This is a genomic window from Citricoccus sp., assembly GCF_035445025.1.
Classification (GTDB): domain Bacteria; phylum Actinomycetota; class Actinomycetes; order Actinomycetales; family Micrococcaceae; genus Citricoccus.
The window spans coordinates 1-25162 of sequence record NZ_DAOMPX010000041.1; the positions used below are offsets into that span (position 1 = coordinate 1).

18 protein-coding genes are annotated in these 25162 nt (G+C 71.7%); 7 read left to right on the forward strand and 11 right to left on the reverse strand.

The annotated features are described in order from the left end of the window. Nucleotides 1-135: 135 nt before the first annotated feature. The gene (locus tag PLJ28_RS11925; protein WP_183523496.1) at nucleotides 136-654 is read left to right on the forward strand and encodes a gamma carbonic anhydrase family protein; all 519 of its coding nucleotides are present in this window, start codon (nucleotides 136-138) and stop codon (nucleotides 652-654) included. Between the two features lie 88 nt (nucleotides 655-742). Here the strand turns inward: PLJ28_RS11925 and PLJ28_RS11930 are convergent, their stop codons facing one another. From PLJ28_RS11930 to PLJ28_RS11945, 4 genes are all read right to left on the reverse strand, one after another. After that, complete coding sequence (locus PLJ28_RS11930; protein WP_183523494.1) at nucleotides 743-2011, reverse strand: ABC transporter ATP-binding protein; 1269 nt, start codon at nucleotides 2009-2011, stop codon at nucleotides 743-745. Between the two features lie 25 nt (nucleotides 2012-2036). Further along, nucleotides 2037-2852, reverse strand: coding sequence for a carbohydrate ABC transporter permease (locus PLJ28_RS11935; protein ID WP_029139356.1), 816 nt, complete (start codon nucleotides 2850-2852; stop codon nucleotides 2037-2039). Nucleotides 2853-2923: 71 nt separating this feature from the next. Continuing rightward, nucleotides 2924-3892: a carbohydrate ABC transporter permease gene (locus tag PLJ28_RS11940; RefSeq protein ID WP_183528122.1), complete on the reverse strand. Its 969-nt coding sequence runs from the start codon at nucleotides 3890-3892 to the stop codon at nucleotides 2924-2926. Between the two features lie 17 nt (nucleotides 3893-3909). Further along, nucleotides 3910-5172, reverse strand: coding sequence for an extracellular solute-binding protein (locus PLJ28_RS11945; RefSeq protein ID WP_324590169.1), 1263 nt, complete (start codon nucleotides 5170-5172; stop codon nucleotides 3910-3912). Between the two features lie 364 nt (nucleotides 5173-5536). Between PLJ28_RS11945 and PLJ28_RS11950 the strand changes: the two genes are divergently transcribed. Further along, nucleotides 5537-7045, forward strand: coding sequence for a glutamate-cysteine ligase family protein (locus tag PLJ28_RS11950; RefSeq protein ID WP_183523490.1), 1509 nt, complete (start codon nucleotides 5537-5539; stop codon nucleotides 7043-7045). 34 nt (nucleotides 7046-7079) lie between these two features. Here the strand turns inward: PLJ28_RS11950 and PLJ28_RS11955 are convergent, their stop codons facing one another. Further along, nucleotides 7080-7922 (reverse strand): PhzF family phenazine biosynthesis protein, encoded by an 843-nt coding sequence (locus PLJ28_RS11955; RefSeq protein ID WP_183523488.1) that lies wholly within the window; start codon nucleotides 7920-7922, stop codon nucleotides 7080-7082. 116 nt (nucleotides 7923-8038) lie between these two features. On the opposite strand from PLJ28_RS11955, the gene PLJ28_RS11960 reads away from it, so the two are divergent. Next, nucleotides 8039-8587 (forward strand): GNAT family N-acetyltransferase, encoded by a 549-nt coding sequence (locus PLJ28_RS11960; RefSeq protein ID WP_183523486.1) that lies wholly within the window; start codon nucleotides 8039-8041, stop codon nucleotides 8585-8587. A gap of 73 nt (nucleotides 8588-8660) precedes the next feature. On the opposite strand, the gene PLJ28_RS11965 is transcribed toward PLJ28_RS11960, so the two are convergent. Genes PLJ28_RS11965 through PLJ28_RS11975 form a run of 3 tightly spaced genes read right to left on the reverse strand, consistent with a single transcriptional unit; the run spans nucleotide 8661 to nucleotide 13440 of the window. Further along, a complete protein-coding gene (locus tag PLJ28_RS11965; protein WP_183523484.1) occupies nucleotides 8661-9632 on the reverse strand; it encodes an NAD(P)/FAD-dependent oxidoreductase in 972 nt (323 codons plus the stop codon). A 29-nt stretch (nucleotides 9633-9661) separates the two neighbouring features. Further along, nucleotides 9662-12466, reverse strand: coding sequence for an ATP-dependent helicase HrpB (gene hrpB / locus PLJ28_RS11970; RefSeq protein WP_324590170.1), 2805 nt, complete (start codon nucleotides 12464-12466; stop codon nucleotides 9662-9664). A 32-nt stretch (nucleotides 12467-12498) separates the two neighbouring features. After that, nucleotides 12499-13440, reverse strand: a complete 942-nt coding sequence (locus tag PLJ28_RS11975) for an SDR family oxidoreductase (RefSeq protein WP_255459369.1) — start codon at nucleotides 13438-13440, stop codon at nucleotides 12499-12501. 56 nt (nucleotides 13441-13496) lie between these two features. Here PLJ28_RS11975 and PLJ28_RS11980 point away from each other — a divergent pair, with 56 nt between their 5' ends. Both PLJ28_RS11980 and glsA read left to right on the forward strand, forming a co-directional pair. Continuing rightward, the gene (locus PLJ28_RS11980; protein ID WP_183523481.1) at nucleotides 13497-14522 is read left to right on the forward strand and encodes a D-isomer specific 2-hydroxyacid dehydrogenase family protein; all 1026 of its coding nucleotides are present in this window, start codon (nucleotides 13497-13499) and stop codon (nucleotides 14520-14522) included. A 47-nt stretch (nucleotides 14523-14569) separates the two neighbouring features. Beyond that, nucleotides 14570-16468, forward strand: coding sequence for a glutaminase A (gene glsA / locus PLJ28_RS11985; protein ID WP_183523479.1), 1899 nt, complete (start codon nucleotides 14570-14572; stop codon nucleotides 16466-16468). A gap of 22 nt (nucleotides 16469-16490) precedes the next feature. On the opposite strand, the gene PLJ28_RS11990 is transcribed toward glsA, so the two are convergent. After that, on the reverse strand, nucleotides 16491-18422 hold the full coding sequence (locus PLJ28_RS11990) for a heavy metal translocating P-type ATPase (protein ID WP_255459368.1): 1932 nt from the start codon (nucleotides 18420-18422) through the stop codon (nucleotides 16491-16493). A 177-nt stretch (nucleotides 18423-18599) separates the two neighbouring features. Between PLJ28_RS11990 and PLJ28_RS11995 the strand changes: the two genes are divergently transcribed. Together PLJ28_RS11995 and PLJ28_RS12000 are read left to right on the forward strand one after the other, a co-directional pair. Further along, nucleotides 18600-20111: an APC family permease gene (locus PLJ28_RS11995; RefSeq protein WP_183523477.1), complete on the forward strand. Its 1512-nt coding sequence runs from the start codon at nucleotides 18600-18602 to the stop codon at nucleotides 20109-20111. A gap of 185 nt (nucleotides 20112-20296) precedes the next feature. Further along, entirely contained in the window at nucleotides 20297-20788 is a 492-nt protein-coding gene (locus PLJ28_RS12000) for an Hsp20/alpha crystallin family protein (RefSeq protein WP_183523475.1), read from the forward strand. 167 nt (nucleotides 20789-20955) lie between these two features. Here PLJ28_RS12000 and PLJ28_RS12005 read toward each other — a convergent pair whose 3' ends face one another. Continuing rightward, nucleotides 20956-23190, reverse strand: coding sequence for an NADP-dependent isocitrate dehydrogenase (locus tag PLJ28_RS12005; protein WP_324590171.1), 2235 nt, complete (start codon nucleotides 23188-23190; stop codon nucleotides 20956-20958). A 143-nt stretch (nucleotides 23191-23333) separates the two neighbouring features. Continuing rightward, nucleotides 23334-25124, reverse strand: a complete 1791-nt coding sequence (gene purH, locus PLJ28_RS12010) for a bifunctional phosphoribosylaminoimidazolecarboxamide formyltransferase/IMP cyclohydrolase (protein WP_324590172.1) — start codon at nucleotides 25122-25124, stop codon at nucleotides 23334-23336. Nucleotides 25125-25162 lie beyond the last annotated feature (38 nt).

Sequence of the window (25162 nt, forward strand, 5' to 3'; positions counted from 1 at the left end):
CGAGCACCGCGTCCTGCTCGACGGCAACCGCACCGTCGTCTTCGACTGACCAGAGACAATGACCCGGTCCGTGCGGCGCTGGGGGGCGTGGCCCCTCGGCGCCCCCGGCGGGGACGACATGGTTACTCTGGTGACATGGCACACCTGATCACGATCGCCGGCGCCACGCCGTCCGTCCACGAGTCCGTCTTCCTGGCCCCCACCGCCACCCTCTCCGGGGACGTGGCGATGGGTCCGCAGTCCTCCGCCTTCTACGGCGTGTCCGCCCGCGGGGACAGCGCCCCGATCCGCGTGGGCGAGAGGACGAACCTGCAGGACAACGTGGTCCTGCACGCCGACGCCGGCTTCCCCTGCACGCTGGGCCACGACATCTCGGTGGGCCACTCCGCCGTCGTCCACGGGGCCACGGTCGAGGACGGCTGCCTGGTGGGCATGTCCGCCACCATCATGAACGGGTCGGTCATCGGCACCCAGTCGCTGGTGGCCGCCGGCGCCCTGGTGCTCGAGGGGACCGTGGTCCCCCCGCGCTCACTCGTGGCCGGAGTGCCCGCCAAGGTCCGCCGCGAACTGACGGACGAGGAGGTCGCCTCCCTGGGCACCAACTCCGCCACCTACGTGGAACTGGCGGCGAAGCACCGCGACGCCACCGCCTGACGGGGCCCCACCGAACCGGTCCTGGCGGGCCCAGGCCCTCGGGGCCAGGGACCTGCCGGGGACGCGATCCGCGGCCCCGGCAGGCCGGTCAGGCCTTCTGCGCGTCCCGCTCCCTCGCGGCCGCCAACTCCCGCTCGCGTTCCTCGGCCGCCATCCGCGTGAGTTCCGCGCCGGCCTCCGCGTCCCGGGTGAGGTTCTCCCCGGACTCGGGGTCGAAGATGTGGATCCGCGAGGTGTCCACCCAGAGCTCGACGGGCCGCCCCGGTCGCACCCTCGACTCGGCGGAGAGGGTCGTGACGACCTGCGGGCGCAATTCGTCGGCGTCCATGTCCGCGGCCAGGTCGGACAGCAGGCGGCGCACCTTCTCGTCGGGCTCGAACTCGATGTACCCGTACTGCTCGTGTCCCAGCCACTCCAGGTGCGACAGTTCAGCGGTGAACACAGAGCCCTTGGACATCTTGGCCTCGTCCACCAGCGTCGCGTCCTCGAAGAACTCGGGCCGGACGCCGACCAGGACCAGGTCCTTGCCCTGGGCCACGGCCGCCCGGTCGGCCGGGATGGGGATGTCACCGATCGGGGTCGAGAGCACGGTCCCGCCGGAGCCCTCCGTGATCGTGGCAGGCAGGAAGTTCATGGACGGGGACCCGATGAAACCGGCCACGAAGAGGTTGACCGGCTGTTCGTACAGCTCGCGCGGGCTGGCGACCTGCTGCAGGATGCCCTTCTTAAGCACCGCCACCCGGTCCCCCAGGGTCATCGCCTCCGTCTGGTCGTGCGTGACGTAGACGCTCGTGACACCGAGCGAGCGCTGCAGCTGGGCGATCTCGGCCCGCATCTGGCCGCGGAGCTTGGCATCGAGGTTGGACAGCGGCTCGTCGAACAGGAACGCGTCCGCCTCCCGCACGATCGCCCGTCCCATCGCCACGCGCTGGCGCTGGCCGCCGGAGAGGTTCGCCGGCTTGCGGTCCAGGTGCTCGGTGAGTTCGAGCATCTTGGCCGCCCGCTGGACCTTCTCGTCCACCGATCCCCCACCGTTGGTGTCCTTGGCCAGGCGCAGCGGGAAGGCGATGTTCTCGTACACCGTCAGGTGCGGGTAGAGCGCGTAGTTCTGGAACACCATCGCCAGGTTGCGGTCCTTGGGGGCGGCCTCGTTCATCCGCCGGCCGTTGATCTGCAGTTCGCCGGAGGTGATGTCCTCCAGCCCGACGATCATCCGCAGCAGGGTCGACTTCCCGCAACCGGACGGGCCCACGAGGATGACGAACTCCCCGTCGGCGATGTCCAGGGACACGTTGTTCACGGCCGGGAAGCCGTCGTCATACTTCTTGACGATGTTCTTGAGGGTGATGGAGGCCATGTGGATTCCCTTTCGTTTCCTGCGCTCAGCCCTTGACCGCGCCCGAGGTCAGGCCTGCGACGATCTGCTTCTGGAAGAGCATGACCAGCAGCACCACGGGAATGGTGACGATGATTGCCGCAGCCGAGATCGCACCGGTGGGCGATTCGAACTGCGAGGCACCGGTGAAGAACGCCAGTGCCGCCGGAACCGGACGGGCCGCTTCCGTGGAGGTCAGTGAGATGCCGTAGACGAAGTCGTTCCAGGCGATGAAGAACGCGATGATCGCCGTCGTGAACACCCCCGGCGCCGCCAGCGGCACGATCACCTTGCGGAACGCCTGCAGCGGGGTGGCCCCGTCCACCTGGGCCGCCTGCTCCAGCTCCCAGGGGATCTGCTGGAAGAACGCCGCCAGGGTCCAGATGGCGATCGGCAGCGTCAGGGACAGGTAGGGGATGATCAGGCCGGGCCAGGTGTCGTACAGCCCGATGCTGCGCCACAGGTTGAACAGCGGGGTGACCAGCGAGATCACCGGGAACATGGACACCATCAGGGAGACCGTCAGGACGATCTTCTTGCCGGGGAAGTCGAGCCGGGCGATCGCGTAGGCGCACAGGGTGGCCAGGACCACGGCGATCAGGGTGGCGATGATCGAGATGCCGATCGAGTTCCACAGGGCGCTCAGGAACAGCTCCTGAGAGTCACCCACCAGGATCTCCTCGTAGTTGCTGGTCGAGGGGTTGTCCGGCAGGAACTTCCCGTTGGACAACTCCCCCGGGGTCTTGAAGCTGGTCGCCAGGATGGAGGCCACCGGGAACAGGCACCACACGGCCACGACGATGGTGATGACCCACCAGCCGATGGAGGTGTTGCGCTTGGCCCGCCGGGCACGCCGCTGCCCCTCGACCTCTTCCGGGGTGAGTGTCTCGGTGCTCACTTGCGTCCTCCCCGTCCGCCTGCCAGGTCAACGTTGAAGCCCTTCACTGCGATCAGTGCCAGCAGTCCGACCAGGAGGAACAGCACGACCGAGATGGCCGAACCGAGGCCGATCTCGAGTCGCCCGATCGAGGTGCGATAGGCGAGCAGGGAGAGGACCTCGGTGCCATAGGCGCCATTGGTCATGATGAAGATCGAGTCGAAGACCCGGAACGCGTCCAGCGCCCGGAAGAGCACGGCCACCATGATGGCCGCCTTCATGTTCGGCAGGATGACCCGCCACAACCGCTGCCACCAGCTGGCCCCGTCCACCGCGGCCGCCTCGGAGAGGTCGTCGGGGACCTGGGCCAGGCCGGCCAGCAGCAGCAGCGAGATGAACGGGGTGGTCTTCCAGATCTCCGAGAACATGATGACGAACAGCGCCGAACCGCCCTGGGCGAACCAGTTGAGCTGGCCGTCGAAACCGGGCACCCAGCTGAACCAGTTGTTGATGTAGCCGGAGTCGATGCTGAACATGTAGTACCAGGCGAAGGCCGAGACCACGGTGATGATGCCGTAGGGCACCAGGATCACGGTGCGGACCAGGCCACGGGTGGACTTGATCGCCTTGTGCATGACCATGGCCAGGATGAAGCCCAGGATCAGCTCGACGAACACGGTGACCACGGTGATCAGCGTCGTGACGCCCAGGGCGCTCCAGAACACCGGGTCGCTGAAGATGACCCCGTAGTTGGACAGGCCCACGAACTCGCGTTCCTCGGGCGCCGTGAGGCGGTAGCTGAACAACGAGTCCCAGAAGGCCTGGAGGACCGGGTAGAAGATGACGGCGACCATGATGAAGAACGCGGGCCCGGCCAGCCACCAGCCCAACCGGGCCTCGGCCCTGGCCCGTTCCGACCTGGGGGCCTTCCGCCGCCCCCGGCCGGTGGACGTGTCGCCGGGCGCCTCGGTGTCGACGGCGGGCACGGTCGTGGGAATAGAGCTCACAGCAGCGACTCCCCTCGCAGCACTTCCTGGATGAATTGGCCGGTCTCGGCCGGGGTGGTCTCCGGGTCCACGCTGGCCGGCGGCGTGTACCGCTGCTGGATCGCGGTGGAGACCTCGTTGTAGTACGGCGTCTGCGGCCGGGGCGCGGCCAGTTCCAGTGACTCACGGATGGTCTCCGCCATGGGGAACCGCTCCCGCACGGAGGGGTCGTCGAACGCGCCCGCGCTGGAGGGCGGGTTGCCGTTGGTGACGAAGTACTCGGTCTGGTTCTCCGGTGAGACGATGCACTCGATCGCGTCCCAGGCCAGGTCCTGCTGCTGCGAGGCGGCGCCCACGCCCAGGTTGATGCCTCCCAGCGGCGGGGCGGGTTCCGTGTCCTCGGACGTCCTCGGGTAGACGGCCCAGCCGATGTCCTCCGGCAGGTCGGCCGGGACCGACCCGTCCTCCGCCGAGGCGTTGGTGGCGGGCCAGACGAACGGCCAGTTCACCATGAACGAGCCGCTGTCCCCCTGGAACAGCAGCATGGCCTCGTTCTCCTGCTGGGTGGCCAGCCCCGGGCCGCCCAGGCCCTCCGTGCCGATGGTGGAGATGATCTCGGCGGCCTTCCGGCCGGCGTCGCTGTCCAGGCCGATCTCGACCTCGTCCGCCGGCGCCTCCGGGTTCTCGATGATCTGCCCGCCGCCGGACTCGATCAGGGCGTTGAGCCAGACCGTCATGGCCTCGGCCCGGGCGCCCTGCACGCCCAGTTCCTTGTCCTGGTCCCGGGCGACCTGGAGCATCTGGTCCCAGGTCACGGGGCCGTCCATGTCCAGCCCGGCCTCCTCGACCACCGACTTGCGGTACCAGAGCAACTGGGTGTTGGCCCAGAACGGGACGGTCACCAAGGTGTCCCGCCACGTGGCCCCGGCCAGGGCCCCCTCGAGGGTGTCCTGCGTGGTCGCCTCGGCCACCTCCGACGGCGGCACCGCCAGGAAACCGGGCTCGGCCAGTTCCGGGATGAACGGCGGGTCCAGGGACATGATGTCCATCGAGGTGTCGCCGGCCGCCAGGCGGCGGGTCAGCTGCTCGCGCTGGGAGGCGGCGTCGTTGGGCAGGATGGAGGTCTCGATCCGGTAGGCGCCTCCGGCCGCATCGGAGCACTTCTGCGCGATCGCGGCCTGGCCGCCGTCGTCCGGGTTCGTGTACCAGGTCAGGACCGGGGTCTCCTCCGCCGGGCCGCACCCTGCGAGCAGCAGCGCCGCCGAGGCCATCATCGCCATCCCCGCCGTTCGGCGGGCGGCACCGCCATTCCCTCGGGCCTGCCTCATCAGTCGCGCACCTCCGGTCCGGTTCCACCTCTACGGCTCACCCGGCTGAGCGGAAGGGCTCCCAGGGGGAACCGGTTCCACCGTGCCACGGGGGACCGTCTGGAGGGAAGCCTATGCATGAACTGGGAGTTTTCCCAAGACATGCTCCGCGAGCACCCGCCCACCGACCCCCGTCCCACATGGCATGTCCGTGGCCACGCGGGCGCGCGCCGGCCCCGCGGAACGGCCGGCTCCTCCCCCGGCCGGGGCGGGCGTCCGGCGCACCGGTGGTGTGGTGGCGGTGCTGGCGCGGGGCCGATGCCCTACGCTTCAGGGCATGGGCACCGAGGTCGAGTCGAGTACGTACACCCGTTCCGATCGGACGCGCTACCGGGAGCGCCTGGAGGCGTCCCTCGAGGAGCTGAAGGCCTATCTGGCCACGGAGGACTTCGCGGGGGCCGGGCGCATCGGCCTGGAGCTGGAGCTGAACCTCGTGGACGAGGAGTTCCAGCCGGCACCGCTCAACCACGAGGTGCTCGCGGCCATCGACGACCCGGCCTTCCAGACCGAGCTGGGCCGCTACAACATCGAGCTGAACCACCCCTCCCTGACCATCCACGGCCACGGGCTCACGGACCTGGAGGAGTCCCTGCGGGCGGAGCTGGTCCGGGCGGACGACCGGGCCGTGCGTGCCGGGGCGCACCTGTACACCGTGGGGATCCTGCCCACCATCGACGGCGACGACCTCTCCGGTGAGCGCTGGATCAGCGAGGGCAACCGCTACGCGGCGCTGAACACCGCGGTGCTCGAGGCCCGCGGCGAGGACATCCTGATCGACATCGACGGTCCCGAGCACCTCTCCTACTACGCCAAGGACATCGCCGCCGAGTCGACCTGCACCTCCATGCAGCTGCACCTGGAGGTGACCCGGGAGAAGTTCGGGCCGGTGTGGAACGCCGCCCAGGCCATGGCCGGTCCGCAGGTGGCGCTCTCCGCGAACTCGCCGCTGTTCCTGGGCGCCAAGCTGTGGACGGAGAGCCGGATCCCGGTGTTCCAGCAGGCCGTGGACACCCGGGCACCGGAGCTGGCCCGGCAGGGCGTGCGCCCCCGGGTCTGGTTCGGGGAGCGCTGGATCGACGGGATCGAGGACCTGTTCGAGGAGAACATCGCCTTCTTCCCCGCCCTGCTGCCGGAGCGGGCGTCGGACACCGGCCCGCTGGACTCGGGGGCGCCGGCCCTGCCGGAGATGCTGCTGCACAACGGCACCGTGTACCGCTGGAACCGCCCCATCTACGACCCGGGCCGCGACGAGTCGACCACGGAGGCCGGCACCGTGCCCGCGCGGCCGGCCAACCTGCGGGTGGAGAACCGGTTGCTGCCGGCCGGTCCCACGGTGGTGGACATGGTGGCCAACGCGGCGTTCTTCTTCGGCCTGGTCAAGTACCTCGTGGACACCGAGGAGTCCCCCTGGGAGCGGATGTCCTTCTCGGTGGCACGGACCAACTTCTACGACTGCGCCCGGCACGGGCTCAACGCCTCGGTCTACTGGCCCGGCTACGGGGACGTGCCGGTGACCGAGCTGCTGGACCGGTACCTGCTGCCCTCCGCCCGTCGGGGCCTGGAGATGCTGGACGTGGACCCCGCGGTGGCGGACCGGTACCTGGAGGTGCTGACCGGGCGGATCCGCACCGGCCAGAACGGCGCCACCTGGATGACCCGCTCGCTGGGCCGGTTCGAGGAGTCCGGGCTGTCCCGGGGCAAGGCCCTGGCGCGGCTGGTGCAGGAGTACGGCAGGCACATGCGGACCGGTCACCCGGTGCACACCTGGGTGCTGCCGGAGGGCTAGCCGGTGGCCTGACGGTCCCCGGCGTCCGGGAGCCTCAGGCGAGCGCGGTGCCGGCGAAGCACGTGGCGGTCGCCCCGCCGACCCAGACCTCGCCGTCCTCGGTGCAGGTGATCTCCACCTCGCCCGTGCGTCCCAGCACGGTGCCCTGCGAGACCCGGTAGCGCCCGCTGACCGCCCCGGTGCGGAGCATCCACTGGGCCACCGAGGCGTTGAGGCTGCCGGTCACCGGGTCCTCGCTCACGCCGATGTCCGGGACGAACGCCCGGATCTCGAAGGCGCACCGGGACCCGGCCGGGTACGCGCCGATGACCCCGAGCTTGAGGTCCGGGATCAGGCTCAGATCCGGTTCGATCCCCAGCACGGCCTGCGCGTCCGGGAGCACGACGACGGCCCAGCCCGGTCCGTTGTCCACCCACTGGTGGGCGAGCACCTGGTCCGGGCCGACCCCGAGGGCCGCGGTGGCGCGCTCCAGGTCCGCCGGGTCGAGATCACCGGAGCGGAGGGTGGGCGGCGCCTGGAAGGCGAGCGTGCCGCCGTCGTTCCTCAGGGTGACCAGGCCGGCGGCGCACTCCTGGACGATCCGGCCGGGGTCCTGCGGCGTGCCGCCGTGCTCCAGCCAGGCGTGGGCCGAGCCCAGCGTGGGGTGTCCGGCGAAGGGCAGCTCCCCTCCGGGGGTGAAGATCCGGAGGCGGTAGTCGGCACCCGGCGCGGTCGGCGGCAGGACGAAGGTGGTCTCGGACAGGTTGGTCCAGCGGGCGATCCGCGCCATCTCCTCCTCGCCGAGGCCGTCGGCCTCGAGGATCACGGCCACGGGGTTGCCCCCATAGGGCGTGGCGGAGAAGACGTCGACCTGGGCGAAGGCGCGGGAGCGGGTCATGGGGTGAGCGTAGCCATCGCCCGTGTCCCGCTTCAATCCGGGTGTCCCGCCCGCGCCCCGTGGCCAGGACCGGACGCGCGGCACGAGGGTCGGGCCCGGGTGGGAGAATCGGTGCCATGCCACTGATCCTCCGGCCCCCGCGGCACGACGACGAGGCGGCCCTGCGCCGGATGCACGGGCAGGTGCTGCCGGACGGCTTCGAGATCCTGTTGGTGGAGGGCACCTGGGACGAGGTGCTGGAGACGCTGCGCAAGGAGGCCGCCGGGGAGGACCTGAGGCCCGGGTGGGTGCGCTCGGACTTCCTCGTGGCCGAGGTGGACGGGGTGCCGGTGGGCCGGGTGTCCATTCGGCACGAGCTGAACGAGCAGCTGCTCGAGATCAACGGCCACGTGGGTTACGCGGTCGCCCCGGAGCACCGCCGCCGCGGTCACGCCACGGAGATCCTGCGCCAGTCCGTGCGGCGGCTGGCCGGGCTCGGGGTGGAGCGCGTCCTGGTGACCTGCGACGAGGACAACGCCGGGTCGGCGGCCGTGATCGAGGCCAACGGCGGCGTGCTCGAGGACATCCGGACGGTCGGCGAGCGCCGGATCCGGCGGTACTGGATCGACTCGGGTGCCCAGGACCCCCGGCCACGGACGGCCGCCCCGGGCCCGGGGCGGGACTGAAACGGTTCCGCCCACCGAGCACCGATGAGGCCGCGGCCCCCTGCGGGGGGCTGTGTGTGGCTGCGGTCCTCGGCTAGGGCAAGGGGGCGAATCGACGCGTGGGAGGTGCCGGACACGGCCCGGCCTCGGTGGCGATACCTCGCAACGAGGTGGCGCACGCGACGCCGGCGGAGACACCCTGGCCCATGGCGATGACCACGAGCTGCAGTCCCGGAGTGAGGTCACCGGCGGCGTAGACCCCGTCCACGGTGGTGAGCTGGAAGCCATTGACGACCAGGTGCCCGCCGTCGTCCAGTTCGCATCCCAGTCCCACGGCGAGGTCGTGGTGCGGGCGGTGGGCGTAGGAGAAGAACACCGACGCCCCGGGCACGCACGTCCCGTCCTCCAGCAGCACGCCGGCCAGTTCGCCGGGCTCGCCGACCAAGGCGCTCGCCGGCCCGTCGAACACCTCGATGCCGTGCTCCGCCAGGCTGCGGCGCTGGTCGGTGCCGAAGGACTCACCGGCGGTGTCGGTGACGATCCGCACGGTGGCCGCCCAGTCCAGCAGCTCGGAGGCGAAGGCCGGCACCTGGTCCCCGGCGCCGAGCACCACGACGTCCTGGCCCCGGATCTCGAACCCGTCACAGGCCGGGCAGTGGTGGACGTCGATCGCGTAGTGCTCCTCGAACCCCTCCACCCGGGGGAACCGGTCGCTCACCCCGGCGGCCAGTACCACCCGGGAGGCCGTCACCCGGTGGGCCCCGTCGATCACGGCGGTGAACCCGGCCTCGGCACTCCCCCGCAGGTCGGTGACCGTGCCGGATCGCAGGCACACCTCCGGATACCGTTCCACCTCGGCGCGCATGTCGGCCAGCAGCTCGTCCGGGGCCACCGGGTCCCGGCCCGGGATCCCGTGGGCCAGGTCGGCACGGCGGTTCCGGGGCCGGCCCGCGTCCACCACGAGGGTGGAGCGCTGGTAGCGGCCCAGCCACAGGGCCGCGGACAGCCCGGCCGGGCCGCCGCCCACCACGAGGACGTCCACGGAGGAGGGGAGTTCGAAACTCATCAGTCCACAGGGTACGGCACGGGGGGCCCTCAACCGCGGTTCCGCGTCCTGGCGGTGGCCGGTGCCGTCCACGGGTCCTCGGGCCAGGGATGCTTGGGGTACCGTCCGCGCATCTCGGCCCTCACCTGGGCGTAGGGTCCGGACCAGAACGAGGCCAGGTCCCCGGTCACCGCCAGCGGCCGGCCCGCCGGGGAGAGCAGGTGGAACACCACCGGCACCCGCCCGTCCACGAGCCGCGGGGTCTCGGCCAGCCCGAAGCACTCCTGCAGCTTGACCGCCACCACGGGCGCGCCGGAGTCACCGTCCTCCCCGCCGGCGCCCACCGCCGGGTACCGCACGGCGGCGGTCCGGCCGCTGGGCACCGGGAGCCGCTCGGGGACGAGCTCGTCGAGGCGGACGGCATCGGGCCACGGCAGCAGACGCCGCAGGGCCTCGGCCAGGTGCACGGAACCGGTCCTCGCCCCGACGGCCAGCCTCTCCACCTCGGGCGCCAGCCACGCCTCCCAGTCCTCGGCCAGGGCCGCGTCCGAGACGTCCGGCCACGGCTCACCCAGCACCCGGTGCACCAGGGCCAGCCGCCGGCGCAGGGTGTCGGCCGCCTCCGAGACCCCCAGCGGCCCCAGACCCTCGGTGCGCAGCATCCGGACGACGGCGGCCCGCCCCTGCGCCCGGTCCGGGGTGACGGGCGTCTCGGAGAGCGTGATCGCCCCGATCCCGCGCCGCAGCCTGCCGACGACCCGGCCGTCCTGCCAGTGCGCGGTACGTTCCTCGGCCAGGAGCGGTCCGGCCAGCCGCTGGGCCAGGTCGCCGTCCACGGGGGCGGCCGCACGGATCACGGCCCCCGTCCCGGCGGCGGCCCGGCCCTCGGCGCGGGCGACCTCCGCACAGGCCAGCCACTCGGTCCCGGCCAGGGCGCTGCCCGGCGGCAGCGCCGCGCGCGTTCCCGAGGCCAGCAGGTAGACCTCCGCCCCCGTGCCGCGGCCCGTCCCGGGGTCGCTCACCCGGCGGGCCAGCCGTTCGGGCCAGGCCAGCCCGACGACGGCCCCCACCGCCAGTTGCCCCGGCACCCGGGCGCCGGGAGACCGGTCCCGTTCCGGGGCTGCGTCCGCACCCGGGCCCGCGGCCGAGGACGCCAGGGCCTCGAACCGCCTCGCGTCCTGGGCCCATCGGGCGGCACTGCCGTCGCGGGCGCCTCCCCCACGGCCCGCACCGCCGGACCGCAGCCGGGACAGGGCACCGGTGAGGTCCGCCCCCTCCGGCCGGACGTCGGAGGAGACCAGGGCCACGACCTCCCCGGCGGCACGTGCCCCGACCAGCCCCGTCCCGTCCAGCAGTGCGCGGGCCAGCCGCGGTTCGGCCGGGATCGCGGCGAGCCCTCGTCCGTGGTCGGTGGCGCGGCCGGCGTCGTCGATCGCGTCCAGGGCCCTCAGCGTGGCCAGCGCCTCGGCCAGCGGGTCCTGCGGCAGCGGGTCCGGCAGCACCAGCCCCTCCCCGCCGGGGGCGCCCCAGCAGGCCAGGACGAGCGCCGCCCCGGTCAGGTCCGCCACCTGGACGGCGGGGGTGGGGTGTGGGGGTGCGGCGCCCAGGGTGGACCGGTCATAGCAGCGCACCACCGTCCCGGGCCCGAGACGCCCGGCTCGCCCGGCCCGCTGCTCGGCGGAGGACTGCGCGCAGGTGGCCGTCACCAGTCCCATCATGCCGCGCCCGGTGTCCCGCCGGGGCTCGCGGGCGAGTCCGGAGTCCACCACCAGGCGCACGCCCGGAACGGTCAGGGAGGACTCGGCCAGCGAGGTGGAGACGATGATCCGCGGTGCACCGCCCGGCTCACGGCCGCCCACGGCACGATCCTGCTGGGCGGAGGGGAGCTGGCCGTGCAGGGGCAGCACCTCGGTGCCGGGGGCCAGCTGCGCGATCCGCTCACAGGTCAGCGTGACCTCCCGGGCGCCGGGGACGAAGACCAACGCGTCGGTTCCCGGCTCGGCGGCCAGCGCCGCGGCGTGGGCCTCGACCGCGCACCGGGCGACGTGGTCCAGGAACTCCCGCGTCACCCCGCGGGTGTCCTGCCGCGGGCCGGGGTGCGGGCGATAGGAGACGTCCACGGGGTGCAGCGCCGAGGGGCAGTCGACCACGGGCACCGGTGCGTCCCGGCCGGTCCCCTCTCCCAGCCGCTCCGCGAACCGGGCGGCGTCCAGGGTGGCGGACATCGCCACGAGCAGCAGGTCCGGACGCAGCTGTGCGACCTCCCCGAGCATGCCGAACAGCAGGTCCGACTCCAGGTCCCGCTCGTGCACCTCGTCCAGGATCACCGCACCGGTCCCGGCCAGTCCCGGGTCCGCCAGCAACCGGTTGACCAGGATGCCCGGGGTCACGAACTCCACCAGGGTCTCCCGGGACGTGGTCCGCTCCCCGCGCACGGTGTGGCCGGCACGGGCCCCGGCGGCCCGGCCGGTCCCCCCGGGTCCCGACGGCCCGCCGGTTCCCGCCGGGCGGTCGAGGCTCGCCAGCCGGCGGGCCGCCGCGCGGGCGGCCACCCGGCGGGGCTGGGTGACGACGACCCGCAGCGGCGCCCGTCCCGTCCCGCGGCCCCCCGCAGGTGCCTTCGCTTCCGCCTCGGCCGAAGCCCCGGCCCCGGCGCCGGGGGCGGCCCGCTGTGCCAGCAGGTTCGCCGCCGCCGGCGGGACCAGCGTGGTCTTGCCGGTACCGGGCGGGGCCTGGACCACGGCGACGCGCTCGTCGGCCAGCACCCGGAGCAGCCCGGGCAGCGACTGGGCGAAGACGAGACCTGCACCCAGGGTCTCGAGGTCGAAGGGCACGGATCCGGGGGCGGTGGTCATCCCTCCATTCTCGCGTGCCCGGGAGCGCCGGCTCAGGGGGTCGGGGTGCCGCCGTTGGCGTTGAGGGTCTCCCCGTTGACGTAGCTGGACTCCGCAGAGGCCAGGAACACGTACGCCGGGGCCATTTCCACGGGCTGACCGGCGCGGCCCAGGGGGGTGTTGTGGCCGAACACCGGCAGCTTGTCCTTCGGCTGCCCGGCGCTGACCTGCAGCACCGTCCACACGGGACCGGGCGCCACGGCGTTCACGCGGATGCCCCGTTCGCCGAGCTGCTGCGCCAGGCCCTTGGTGAAGTTGTTGATGGCCGCCTTGGTGGACGCGTAGTCGAGCAGCATCGGGTTCGGCTCGTAGGCCTGGACCGAGGTGGTGTTGATGATCGTGGATCCCGGTCCCATGTGGCGCAGGGCCGCCCGGGAGAGGGTGAACATCGACTTGATGTTGATCTGGAAGGTCTGGTCCACCTGCTCGTCGGTGAGATCCTCGAGAGACTCGCTGATCAGCTGCTTGCCGGCGTTGTTGACCAGGATGTCCAGTCCGCCCAGCCTCTCGGCGGCGGCGTCCACCAGGCCGTTCCGGTAGTCGGCGTCCAGCAGGTCACCGGGCAGGGCGACGGCGGTGCGGCCGGACTCCTCGATGGCCTGCACCACGCGCCGGGCGTCCTCCTCCTCGGCCGGCAGGTAGGCGATCGCCACGTCCGCCCCCTCGCGCGCGAAGGCCACGGCGACGGCGGCGCCGATGCCCGAGTCGCCACCGGTCACCAGGGCCCTGCGGCCCGTCAGCCGGCCCAGGCCGCGATAGCTCTGCAACCCGATGTCCGGCACCGGTTCGGTCTTCACGTCCAGTCCCGGTTCGGACTGGTGCTGCTCGGGCGGGGAGACCTTCGGGAACTTGGTGGTGGGGTCACCGTCGGCCAGCTGGTCCCGCGCGTCGGTGGCGTGATCGGCGGCGCTGTTGTTCTTCTCGGTATCGGTCATGCGTTCGACCCTAGGGACGCCGCGGAGGGCCTGACAAGTCATGGCACCATGGGGCCATGACCACTGCCGACGCCGCGTCCCCGCCCTCCCCTGCCCCGGCCGGGCACACCGGGCCGGACCGGGTACTGATCCTCCCTCCCACCGACCTGCGCACGGGGACCCCGTACGCCGACGCCCATGAGGGTCCCACCCGCGCCGCGCTCGGCGCCGGGGGCTCGGTCGTGGCGAACAGCGCCCGGGAGCCCGACGGTGACGGCTCGGCCACCGCGCTCGTGCTGGTCCGCCCCATCCCGGTCGAACAGGTCGAGGCGGCGCTGGCCGCCAACCCGCGCACCAGCTGGGTCCAGTTGCCCTTCGCCGGGATCGAGCCCTACGTGCCGCTGATCCGTTCCCGGCCCGGCATCACGTGGACCTCGGCCAAGGGCACCTACGCCCCGCCGGTCGCCGAGCACGCCCTGATGCTCACGCTGTCCCTGCTGCGGGACCTGCCCACCCGGATCCGCGCCACCGGCTGGGGCCCGGCCGGGGGCAGGACGCTGCGGGGCATGGACTGCGTGATCGTCGGCGGCGGCGGGATCGCCCGCGAGTACCTGCGCCTGCTCAAGGCCTGGGACACTCGTGTCACGATCGTCCGCCGCAACGAGGGTGAGATCCCCGGCGCCGACCGGACCGTCACCCAGGACCGCCTGGACGAGGTCCTGCCCGGGGCCGGCGTCGTGATGGTGGCCGCCGCGGCCACCGACCTCACCCAGGGCATGATCGGCGCCCGCCAGCTGGAGCTGATGCACCCGGACGCCGTCCTGGTGAACGTCGCCCGCGGCACACTGGTGGACACGGACGCCCTGGTGGCCGCCCTGGCCGCGGGCTCGATCCATGCCGCCGGCCTCGACGTGACCGACCCCGAACCGCTGCCGGAGGGGCACCCGCTCTGGGCCGAGCCGCGGTGCGTCATCACGCCCCACACCGCGGACACCCCTGAGATGTGCATCCCGCTGCTGGATGCCCGGATCGGGCGGAACCTCGCGGCCCGGGCCACCGGGGCGCCCCTGGAGGGCCGCGTGGACCCGGTCGGCGGTTACTGAGCGCGGACCGTCACGTCGGACGGGGCCGGCCCGCATAGGCTGGGGGCATGAGATCACCGGTGCAGGACTACCTCGATCGCCTGCTGGACGAGATCCGGCCCCTGGATGCCGGGGCGCCCCACCAGGCGATCCCGTCCACGGCGGACATGGACCCGGAACTGTTCGCGGTGGCGCTGACCACCGTGGACGGGCACTCCTACGCCGCCGGGGACACCGAGCAGAAGTTCTCGATCCAGTCGATCTCCAAGGCCTTCACCTACGCCATGGCCCTCGAGGACCTCGGCCCGGAGAAGGTCCAGGAGAAGATCGACGTGGAGCCCTCCGGTGACCCGTTCAACGAGATCTCGCTGCAGGCCGGGACCGGACGGCCGGACAACCCGATGATCAACGCCGGGGCCATCGCCACCACCGCGCTCATCAAGGGCCGTGGCGGCCGCGACCGCATGGGCCGGATCCTCAACACCTTCTCCGACGCCGCCGGCCGCGAGCTCAAGGTCTCCGAGTCCGTCTTCCGCTCCGAGGACCGTGCCGGGCACCGCAACCGGGCGCTGGCCTGGCTGCTGCGCTCCTTCAACATCATCGAGTCGGACCCCGAACCGGTCGTGCTGGACTACTTCCGGCAGTGCTCGGTGCTGGTGACCACGAAGGACCTCGCCGTGATGGCGGCCACGCTGGCCAACCAGGGCGTGAACCCGGTGACCGGTGAGCGGGTGTTCGCTCCGCGCACGGTGCGCTGGGTGCTCTCGGTGCTCTCCACCTGCGGGATGTACGACGACGCGGGCACCTGGGCGATCGAGGTCGGGCTGCCGAGCAAGTCCGGCGTGGGCGGCGGCGTCCTGGTGGTGGTGCCCGGCCAGATCGGGATCGGCCTGTTCTCCCCGCCCCTGGACGACCACGGCACCTCCGTGCGGGGAGCCGCCACCATCAAGCGGCTGGCCACCGACCTCGGCCTGCACTACGGAGACGCCCCGCCCGTGGGCCGGTCCACCATCCGGTCCTCCTACGACCTGGCCGAGTCACCCTCGGGCGTCCCGCGCAGCGTGGAGGCGCTGCAGATGCTGGAGCGGCACGGCGGGGAGTGCCGCATCGCGGAGATCGGCGGGGACATCGGCTTCGCCGAGGCCGAGACCTTCGTGCGCTACACCACCGACCTGCCGGAGTCCACGCGCACCCTGATGGTGGACGTGTCCAAGGTGGACGACTTCGGCCGCGCCGCCGTGCGGATGTTCAACCAGGTGGTGCGCGCCTACCTCTCCGAGGGGCGGGACCTGGTCCTGGTCGACGACGACCGCCAACTGGCCGAGGCCATGGTCCAGGACGCCGAGGACTCCTCCTACGGCCCGCTGCCCAGCCCCTTCGAGGACGCCGGGGAACCGGACGGCCGCACCCACGACCCGGCCGACGCCGGGCCCTCCTTCCGCCTGTTCCTCTCCCGGTCCCTGGCGGTGGAGTGGATGGAGATGCGGGTGCTGTCCCGGCACGCGCCCGAACTGGTGCCGGCCGGGCGGCAGGAGCCGGCCCGGTCCCCGTTGCTGGAGCTGTTCGACGAGCAGGACGCCCAGACCCTGTCCACCCTGATGGAGAACCGGGACTTCCGGGCCGGTCAGGTCATCCGCCGTGCCGGCCAGCCGTTCGGCGGAATCTACTTCATCACCTCCGGACAGGTGGAGCTCACCAGCCAGGGGGCCGGGGGACGCCGCTACCGGCAGGTGTTCCTGTCCCCCGGGATGATCTTCGGCGAGATCGCCCTGGGCCAGGCCGGACGGCAGATCACCACGGTCCGCGCCGTCGGGCCGGTGAGCACGCGGGTGCTCACCGCGCAGATGATCTCCTCACTCGAGGAGACCGACCCGCAGCTGGCCATCAAGCTGTGGTCCGCCCTGGCCCGGGACGCGTACACCACGGTGGAGCAGATGACCCGCGAGTCCGGGGCCCGGAACGACTGAGCCCCCCGGCAATCCCGGTGGATCAGCCGACCGTGATCTCGGCCCGGGCCTCGGCGGAGTCGTCCCGCAGGGCGGCGAAGTCCTGGAGCTCGTTCCGCCCGGCCCGCATGGCCCGCAGCGAGTTGGCGATCGCCACCACGTCCACGAGTTCCTGGAACAGCGCGCCGACGATCGCCGGGATCACCCCGAACGCGGCGGTCACCATCAGCACCAGGGACAGCGCGATCCCGGCCCAGATGGACTCCTTGGCCACGCGCAGGGTGCGCTGGCCCACCGAGACGGCCACGGCGGACCGGGAGATGTCGTCCCGGATGATCACGACGTCGGCCGTCTCCGAGGCGGCCGTCGATCCCCGCGCCCCCATCGCCACCCCGACGTCCGCGACGGCCAGCACGGGCGCGTCGTTGACGCCGTCGCCGACCATCATGACCGGCCCGGGCCGCGCCTGGCGGACCAGACGGACCTTGTCCTCGGGCAGCAGTTCCGCCTCGACGTCGGTGATGCCGGCCTGGGCGGCGATGTGGTGGCCGGTGGCCTCGGCGTCCCCGGTGAGCATCATCCGGTTCTTCACCCCGAGCCGGTCCAGTTCGGCCAGGGTGTCCGCGGCGTTGGCGCGGAGCCGGTCCGAGAGGATGAGGGTGCCGGCGAAGTCACCGTCCACGCCCACGTAGACGGCCGACTCCCCCGGGCTGAGCTCGGCCAGCTCCAGCCCGGTGGTGTGCTCCCGCACGTAGGCGGACTTGCCCACGATGACCGTCCGTCCGTCCAGGACGGCGGTGACCCCGTTGGTCGCCTCCTCCCAGGCCTCCGAGGCGGTGATCAGGCTGAGCCCGCGGTCCTCCGCGGCCCGGCGGATGGAGTCCGCCAGCACGTGCACCGAGTACTGCTCCGCCGACCCGGCCAGCCGCAGCAGTTCCTTCTCGCTCAGGCGGGCGGCGCCGTCCACGGCACCGGCCGGCCGGGTCTCGAGCAGCTCCGGGCGGCCGTAGGTGAGGGTGCCGGTCTTGTCGAAGGCCACCGTGCGGACGGAGCCGAGCGCCTCGATGATGCCGCCGGACTTGACGATGACCCCGTTCGCCGCGGCGCGGGACATCCCGCCGAGGAAGGCGACGGGCGCGGCGATGAGCAGCGGGCACGGAGTGGCCACCACCAGGACCTCGGCGAAGCGGACCGGGTCCTGCGAGACCCACCAGGCGATGCCGCCGATGAGGTAGGCGACCAGGGTGAACGGCACCGCGTACCGGTCGGCCAGGCGCACCATGGGCGCCCGGGACTCCGAGGCCTCGCGCACCAGCGACAGGATCCTCGCGTACTGGGAGTCCTCGGGACGTGCCGTGGCCTGCAAGACCACCGCCTGCTGGCCGTTGAGGGCGCCGGAGAGCACCTGGTCCCCGGTCCGGCGCGTCACCGGCAGGGACTCCCCCGTCAGGGACGACTCGTCGAAGTCGGCCTGTACGTCCGCTCCGTCGGCGGCGGCGACGAGGGTGCCGTCCACCGGGACCACCTCGGCCGGGCGGATCAGCAACCGCTCCCCCACGTCCACCTGCTCCAGGGGCACGTCCTGCGCCCCGCCGTCGGGATCCAGCCGGTGCGCGACCTGCGGGGCCCGCTCCAGCAGGGACGTCAGGCTCAGCTTCGCCCGTCCGGCGGCGAAGCCCTCGAGGGCCTCCCCGCCGGTGAGCATGAGGCAGACCACCAGGGCGGCGAGGTACTCCCCGACCAGCAGGGTCGCACCGATCGCGGTGACGGCCAGGATGTCGATGCCCCAGTGACCGCGCACCAGGTCCCGGACCATGCCCACGGCCGTGTAGAGCACGATGACGGCACCGAACCCGGTCGCCAGCCACCGCGCCGGGCCCGTCATGCCGGTGAACTCGAGCAGGAGTGTGGCCACGAGCACCAGCAGGGTGGACACCACCCAGGGATAGGAACGCACCATCGACCAGAACCTCATGCCGCCGCCTCTCCGGACGCTCGGGAGATCATCTTCCGCTGACTGTAGTTTCCCTGAGGCGGGCCCGGCTTTCCAGAAAGGCAAGGCTGGCCTCCCTGACGGCCCCCGCCTTGACTCCGCACCCCGCCGGGTCCAGACTGCGATGACTGTGTGACCTCGACGAACTCGGGAGGGCCCGTGGGCACCACCTCGCATGAAGTCCCGGATGTCGCTAGGGGTCAGGAGGAGGGACAGCTCAGACGCGTCCTCGGGCCGAAGCTGTTGCTGCTGTTCATCGTCGGCGACATCCTCGGCGCCGGGGTGTACGCGGTCACCGGCCCGATGGCCGGGATGGTCGGGGGCATCCTCTGGCTGCCGTTCCTGCTGGCCTTCGTCGTGGCGACCATGACCGCACTGTCCTACCTGGAGCTGGTCACGCACTACCCGCACGCCGCCGGGGCCGCGCTGTACACGCACAAGGCCTTCGGCATCCACTTCCTCACGTTCCTGGTCGCCTTCGCGGTGGTGTGCTCCGGCATCACCAGCGCCTCGACCTCGGCCAACGTCCTCGCCCAGAACTTCTTCGGCGGGCTCGAGGTCAACGGCTGGAGCGGACCGGTCGAGGGCGGGGCGGTCACGGCGCTCGCGCTCGGGTTCATGGTGCTGCTGGCCCTGGTCAACCTGCGGGGCGTGGGTGAGAGCATCAAGTTCAATGTGGTGCTGACGCTGGTGGAGGTCACCGCGCTGTGTATCGTGATCGGCGTCGGGTTCTTCGCGATGGCCCAGAACGGCGCGGACCTGGGCCAGGTCGTCGTGTTCCAGGACAACGGGGACAAGGGGCTCTTCCTCGCGGTCACCGCCGCGACCTCGATCGCCTTCTTCGCCATGGTGGGCTTCGAGGACGCCGTGAACATGGTCGAGGAGACCAAGGACCCCCAGCGCATCTTCCCGCGCACCATGCTCACCGGGCTCGGGATCGCGGTGCTGTTCTACATGCTGGTGGCGGTCTCCGCGGTCGCCGTGCTCACCCCCACCGAGCTGGCCAGGATCGGCGAGTCCGAGGGCCGGGCGTTGCTGGAGGTGGTGCAGAAGGGTGCCCCGGACTTCCCGATCGACCGGATCTTCCCGTTCCTGGCCGTGTTCGCCGTGGCCAACACCGCCCTGATCAACATGCTGATGGCCAGCCGGCTGGTCTACGGCATGGCGAAGCAGAACGTGCTGCCGCGACCCCTGGGGAAGGTCCTGCCGCACCGGCGGACGCCCTGGACCGCGATCATCTTCACCACCCTCCTGGCCCTGGCCCTGATCTGGTACGTCACGTCCGACCCGGAGAGCAACATCGTGCAGAACCTCTCCAGCACCACCGCCCTGTTGCTCCTGTGCGTCTTCGCGGTGGTGAACGTGGCCTGCGTGGTGCTGCGGCGCCAGCGACGGCGGCGGCCGGACGAGGCAGAACACCGGACGGCCTTCAACGCCCCCCGGATCCTGCCGTACGTCGCCGGCGCCTTCTCGCTGTTCCTGGCCGGGCCCTGGGTGGAGCGCGATGCCGTGGTCTACCAGATCGCCGGCGGCCTGATGGTCCTCGGGATCCTCCTCTGGGTGGTCACCCACTTCGTGAACAAGGCGACCAACCGGGAGGAGGGAGTCCCGGTGGGGGACCTCCTGATCGGCCAGGACGACCACCTGCCGCCCCGGCCACCGGGGCATTGACGGGCCCGAAGACCGGCGGCCATCCTCAGAGGTGCGTGCACCGCGCAACAGACTTGAGCGAATAAAGCTCAAGTCCGTGGTGTTATGCAGGGTGCACGGTCCGGACCTCCAGCCGCCCGGCATGGAGCACCTGGGCGGCGGGCCCGGGCCGTCCGCAGTCAATGCAACCAGACCAAGGAGAACCCATGGCCACTCGTATCGACCCCTTCCGTGAACTGGATCGCCTCGCCGGACAGCTGCTGAGCCCGGTGCGCGGCCTGCGACAGATGCCGATGGACCTCTACAAGGACGGCGACCGCTACATCGTCGAGGCCGACCTGCCCGGCGTCGACCCCTCCAGCGTCGACGTGGACGTGGACGGCCAGCTGCTGACCATCCGCGCCGAGCGCAAGCCGGCGGTGACCGAGCGCGAGGGCGTGCAGTGGATGACCCGCGAGCGGGAGACCGGCAGCTACGTCCGCCAGCTGAACCTCGGCCAGGACGTGGACCTGGAGAACATCTCCGCCACCTATGACCACGGCGTGCTGAAGGTGACCATCCCGGTCTCGCCGAAGTCCCAGCCGCGCAAGGTCAAGGTGTCCACCGGCAACGGCGCCCAGGACATCCAGGCGACCGCCACCGAGAACGGCGGCCGGGACCAGGGCCCGTCCGCCCCGCAGGTGGATCCCAACCACTGACCCGCTCCGGCCCCGGCCGATGCGCCGGGCACGGGCCACTGGATCAGCGGCCACGGTTCCGCGGACAGGGTTCCGCGGGCGCGGTGCCGGGAACGCGGGAAGGCCCCGTCCCGCCTCGGATGCCGAGGTGGGACGGGGCCTTCCCGTCCGCTAGTCGCGGAGGGGCATCACACCGCCAGCTTGTCCACGATCTTCTGGACGACCGCGTTCAGGGTGGCCGAGGGGCGCATGGCCTCGGACACCTTCTCCGGGGACGGGTGGAAGTAGCCGCCGATGTCCACCGGGGACCCCTGGACGGCGTTGAGCTCGTCCATGATGGCCTGCTCGTTCTCGGCCAGCTCGGCGGCGACGTCCGCGAAGCTGGCGGCCAGCTCGGTGTCGTCGGACTGCTGCGCCAGTTCCTGGGCCCAGTACAGGGCCAGGTAGAAGTGCGAGCCGCGGTTGTCGATCTCGCCGACCTTGCGGGACGGGTTGCGCCCCTCCTCCAGGAACGTCCCGGTGGCACGGTCCAGGGTCTCGGCCAGCACCTGGGCGCGCGCGTTGCCGTTGGACACGGCCTCGTGCTCGAAGGACACGGCCAGGGCGAGGAACTCGCCGAGGGAGTCCCAGCGCAGGTGGTTCTCCGCCACGAACTGCTGGACGTGCTTCGGGGCCGAGCCGCCGGCCCCGGTCTCGAACAGTCCGCCGCCGTTGATGAGCGGCACGATCGAGAGCATCTTGGCGGAGGTGCCCAGCTCCAGGATCGGGAACAGGTCCGTCAGGTAGTCACGCAGGACGTTGCCGGACACGGAGATGGTGTCCTGGCCCCGGCGCAGGCGGTCGATGGTGAAGTGGGTGGCCTCCTGGGGGTCCATGATCTCGATCTGCAGCCCCACGGTGTCGTGCTCGGTCAGGTACTGCCGGACCTTGGCGATGACGTTCGCGTCGTGGGCGCGGTTCTCGTCCAGCCAGAACACGGCCGGGGTCTGGGAGGCGCGAGCCCGCGTGACCGCCAGCTTGACCCAGTCGCGCACCGGGACGTCCTTGGTCTGGCACGCACGCCAGATGTCCCCGGCCTGGACCTGGTGCTCGATCAGCACGGCCCCGGAGCCGTCGACCACCTGGACGGTGCCGGCCTCCTCGAGGATGAAGGTCTTGTCGTGGGACCCGTACTCCTCGGCCTTCTGGGCCATCAGCCCGACGTTCGGGACGGTGCCCATCGTGGTGGGATCGTAGGCACCGTTGGCCTTGCAGTCGTCGATGACCACCTGGTAGATGCCCGCGTAGGAGGGGTCCGGAAGCACGGCCAGGGTGTCCTGCTCCTGGCCGTCCTTGTTCCACATGTGCCCGGACGAGCGGATCATGGCCGGCATGGAGGCGTCCACGATGACGTCCGAGGGCACGTGCAGGTTGGTGATGCCCTTGTCCGAGTTGACCATGGCCAGGTCCGGACCGTTCTCGTAGGCGGTCTCGATCTCGGCGCGCACGCCCTCGGCCACCTGGGGGTCCAGCGTGTCCAGCCCGGAGAGGATGGCGGCGAGCCCGTCATTGGCGCTCAGGCCGGCGGCGTCCAGCTCAGCACCGTACTTCTCGAACACGGCCGGGAAGTAGGCCTTGACCACGTGGCCGAAGATCACCGGGTCGGACACCTTCATCATGGTGGCCTTCAGGTGCGTGGAGAACAGCACGCCCTCGTCCTTGGCCCGCTTGATCTGGGTGGTGAGGAACTCGTCCAGGGCCTGGGCGGACATGAAGGTGCCGTCCACGATCTCGCCGGCCAGGACCTTGAAGTCGTCCTTCAACACGGTGGTCTCGCCCTCGCCGTCCACGAACTGGATGCGGATGGTGCCGTCCTCGGGGATGATCACGGACTTCTCGTTGTGGAAGAACGCGTCCCGCTTCATGTAGGCGACCTTGGTCTGGGAGTCGGCCGACCAGGCGCCCATGGAGTGGGGGTGCTTCTTCGCGAAGTTCTTCACCGACTGCGGGGCACGGCGGTCCGAGTTGCCCTCGCGCAGCACCGGGTTCACGGCGGAGCCCTTGACCTTGTCGTAGCGGGCGCGCGCGTCCTTCTCCTCCGCGGTCTTCGGCTCGTCCGGGTAGGCCGGCAGGGCGTAGCCGTGGGACTGCAGCTCGGCGACCGCGGCCTTCAGCTGCGGCACGGAGGCGGAGATGTTCGGCAGCTTGATGACGTTGGCGTCATCGGTCTTGACCAGTTCACCCAGTTCGGCGAGGGCGTCGCTGACGCGCTGGTCCTCGGGGAGCACATCGTTGAAGGCGGCCAGGATGCGGCCGGCCAGCGAGATGTCCCGGGTCTCCATCTCCACACCGGCGGTCGAGGCGAAGGCCTGGACCAGCGGCAGGAGCGAGCCGGTGGCCAGCATGGGTGCCTCGTCGGTATGGGTGTAGATGATCTTCGACATGAAGCGTCGCTCTCCTCACAGGGCGCAACCGGGTGACGGCCTCGCCGGGTCGTGGTGATGTTTCAATCCGGCCCTAATCTACCGGAGGCGGCCCGGTCCGCCGATCCGGTGACCGGACCTCACCGCGCAGTCCTCCCCGGCGCTCAGCCGTGGAAGAAGTGCCGGGCGCCGGTGAAGTACATGGTGATGCCGGCGGCCTCCGCGGCGGCGATGACCTCCTCGTCGCGGATGGAACCGCCGGGCTGGACCACGGCGCGCACGCCGGCGTCGATCAGGATCTGCAGCCCGTCCGCGAACGGGAAGAATGCATCGGACGCGGCCACCGCGCCGCGGGCCCGCTCCGGTGCCCCGGTGCCGGAGACGTTCTCGGCACCGCCCGCCGTCGTGATCTCGGCGCCCTCGGCCCCGGCACCCGTCCCCACGTCCTGTGCGCCGGTCGAGGCGGCCCCCAGGGTGTTGGCGCGCTCGACGGCCAGCCGGCAGGAGTCCAGCCGGTTGACCTGACCCATGCCGACGCCGACGGTGGCCCCGTCCGAGGCCAGCAGCACGGCGTTGGACTTCGCGGCACGCACCGCGCGCCAGGCGAAGGCGAGGTCGGCGAGGGTCTGGCCGTCCGCGGCGGGACCGGCGGCCAGGGTCCAGGTGGCGGGGTCGTCACCGGCGGCGTCGATCGCGTCCCGGGCCTGCAGCAGCATGCCACCGGAGACCTGCTTGTACTCCACGGAGTCCCGGGCGTACCCCTCGGGCAGGCGCAGCAGGCGAAGGTTCTTCTTGGCGGAGAGGATCTCCAGGGCCTCGGCGGAGAAGGACGGCGCGATGACGACCTCGGTGAAGATGTCCTTGACGGTGGCGGCCATGCCGGCGGTGACCTCGCGGTTGGCGGCGATCACGCCACCGAAGGCGGAGACCGGGTCGCAGGCGTGGGCCTTGCGGTGGGCCTCGGCGATCGGGTCGTGTCCCTGGGCGTCGGAGACCGGCGCCTCCTCGGACACGGCCACGCCGCAGGGATTGGCGTGCTTGACGATGGCCACAGCCGGGGCGTCGAAATCGTAGGCGGCGCGCAGGGCGGCGTCGGCGTCGGCGTAGTTGTTGTAGCTCATGGGCTTGCCGTGCAGCAGCTCGGCCTGGGCGATGCCGGGGGCGGCGCCGTCCTCCACGTACAGGGCCGCCTTCTGGTGCGGGTTCTCGCCGTACCGCAGGGTCTCGGCGCGCTGCAGCGTCACGCCGGCGTAGGGCGGGAAGACGGGCGAGGACGGGCTCAGGGCCGGCACGTCCTGCGCGACCTGGCCGGCACCGGTGACCGCGGCGTCGGCCTCGAGGTCGTCGTCGGCCTCGAACTGCGCGGCGGTCCACGAGGCCACGGCGTTGTCGTAGGCGGCGGTGTGGGCGAAGGCCAGGGCGGCCAGCCGGCGCCGGGTCCGCAGGTCGAAGCCCCCGGACTGCGCCGCGGCCACCACGTCGCCGTACCTCGCCGGGTCCACCACGACCGCGACGGAGGGGTGGTTCTTGGCCGCGGCCCGGACCATGGAGGGCCCGCCGATGTCGATCTGCTCGACGACCTCGTCCTGGCCGGCGCCGGAACGCACGGTGTCCACGAACGGGTAGAGGTTCACGACCACCAGGTCGAAGGGCTGCACGTGGAGCTGCTCGAGCTGGGCCACGTGGTCCTCGCGGCGGCGGTCGGCGAGGATGCCCGCGTGCACCATCGGGTGCAGGGTCTTCACCCGGCCGTCCAGGCACTCCTGGAACCCGGTCACCTCGGACACCTCGGTCACCGGGACCCCGGCGGCGGCAATCCGCTTCGCGGTCGAGCCGGTGGAGACGATCTGGACCCCGGCGGACTGCAGACCGGTGGCCAGCTCCTCGAGTCCGGTCTTGTCGTAGACGGAGATGAGGGCCCGCTTGAGCGGGACCCGGTCGAGCTGGATGGTCACTGGTGTGCTCCTGGGTGCTTCGGTCCGGTACGGCGGAA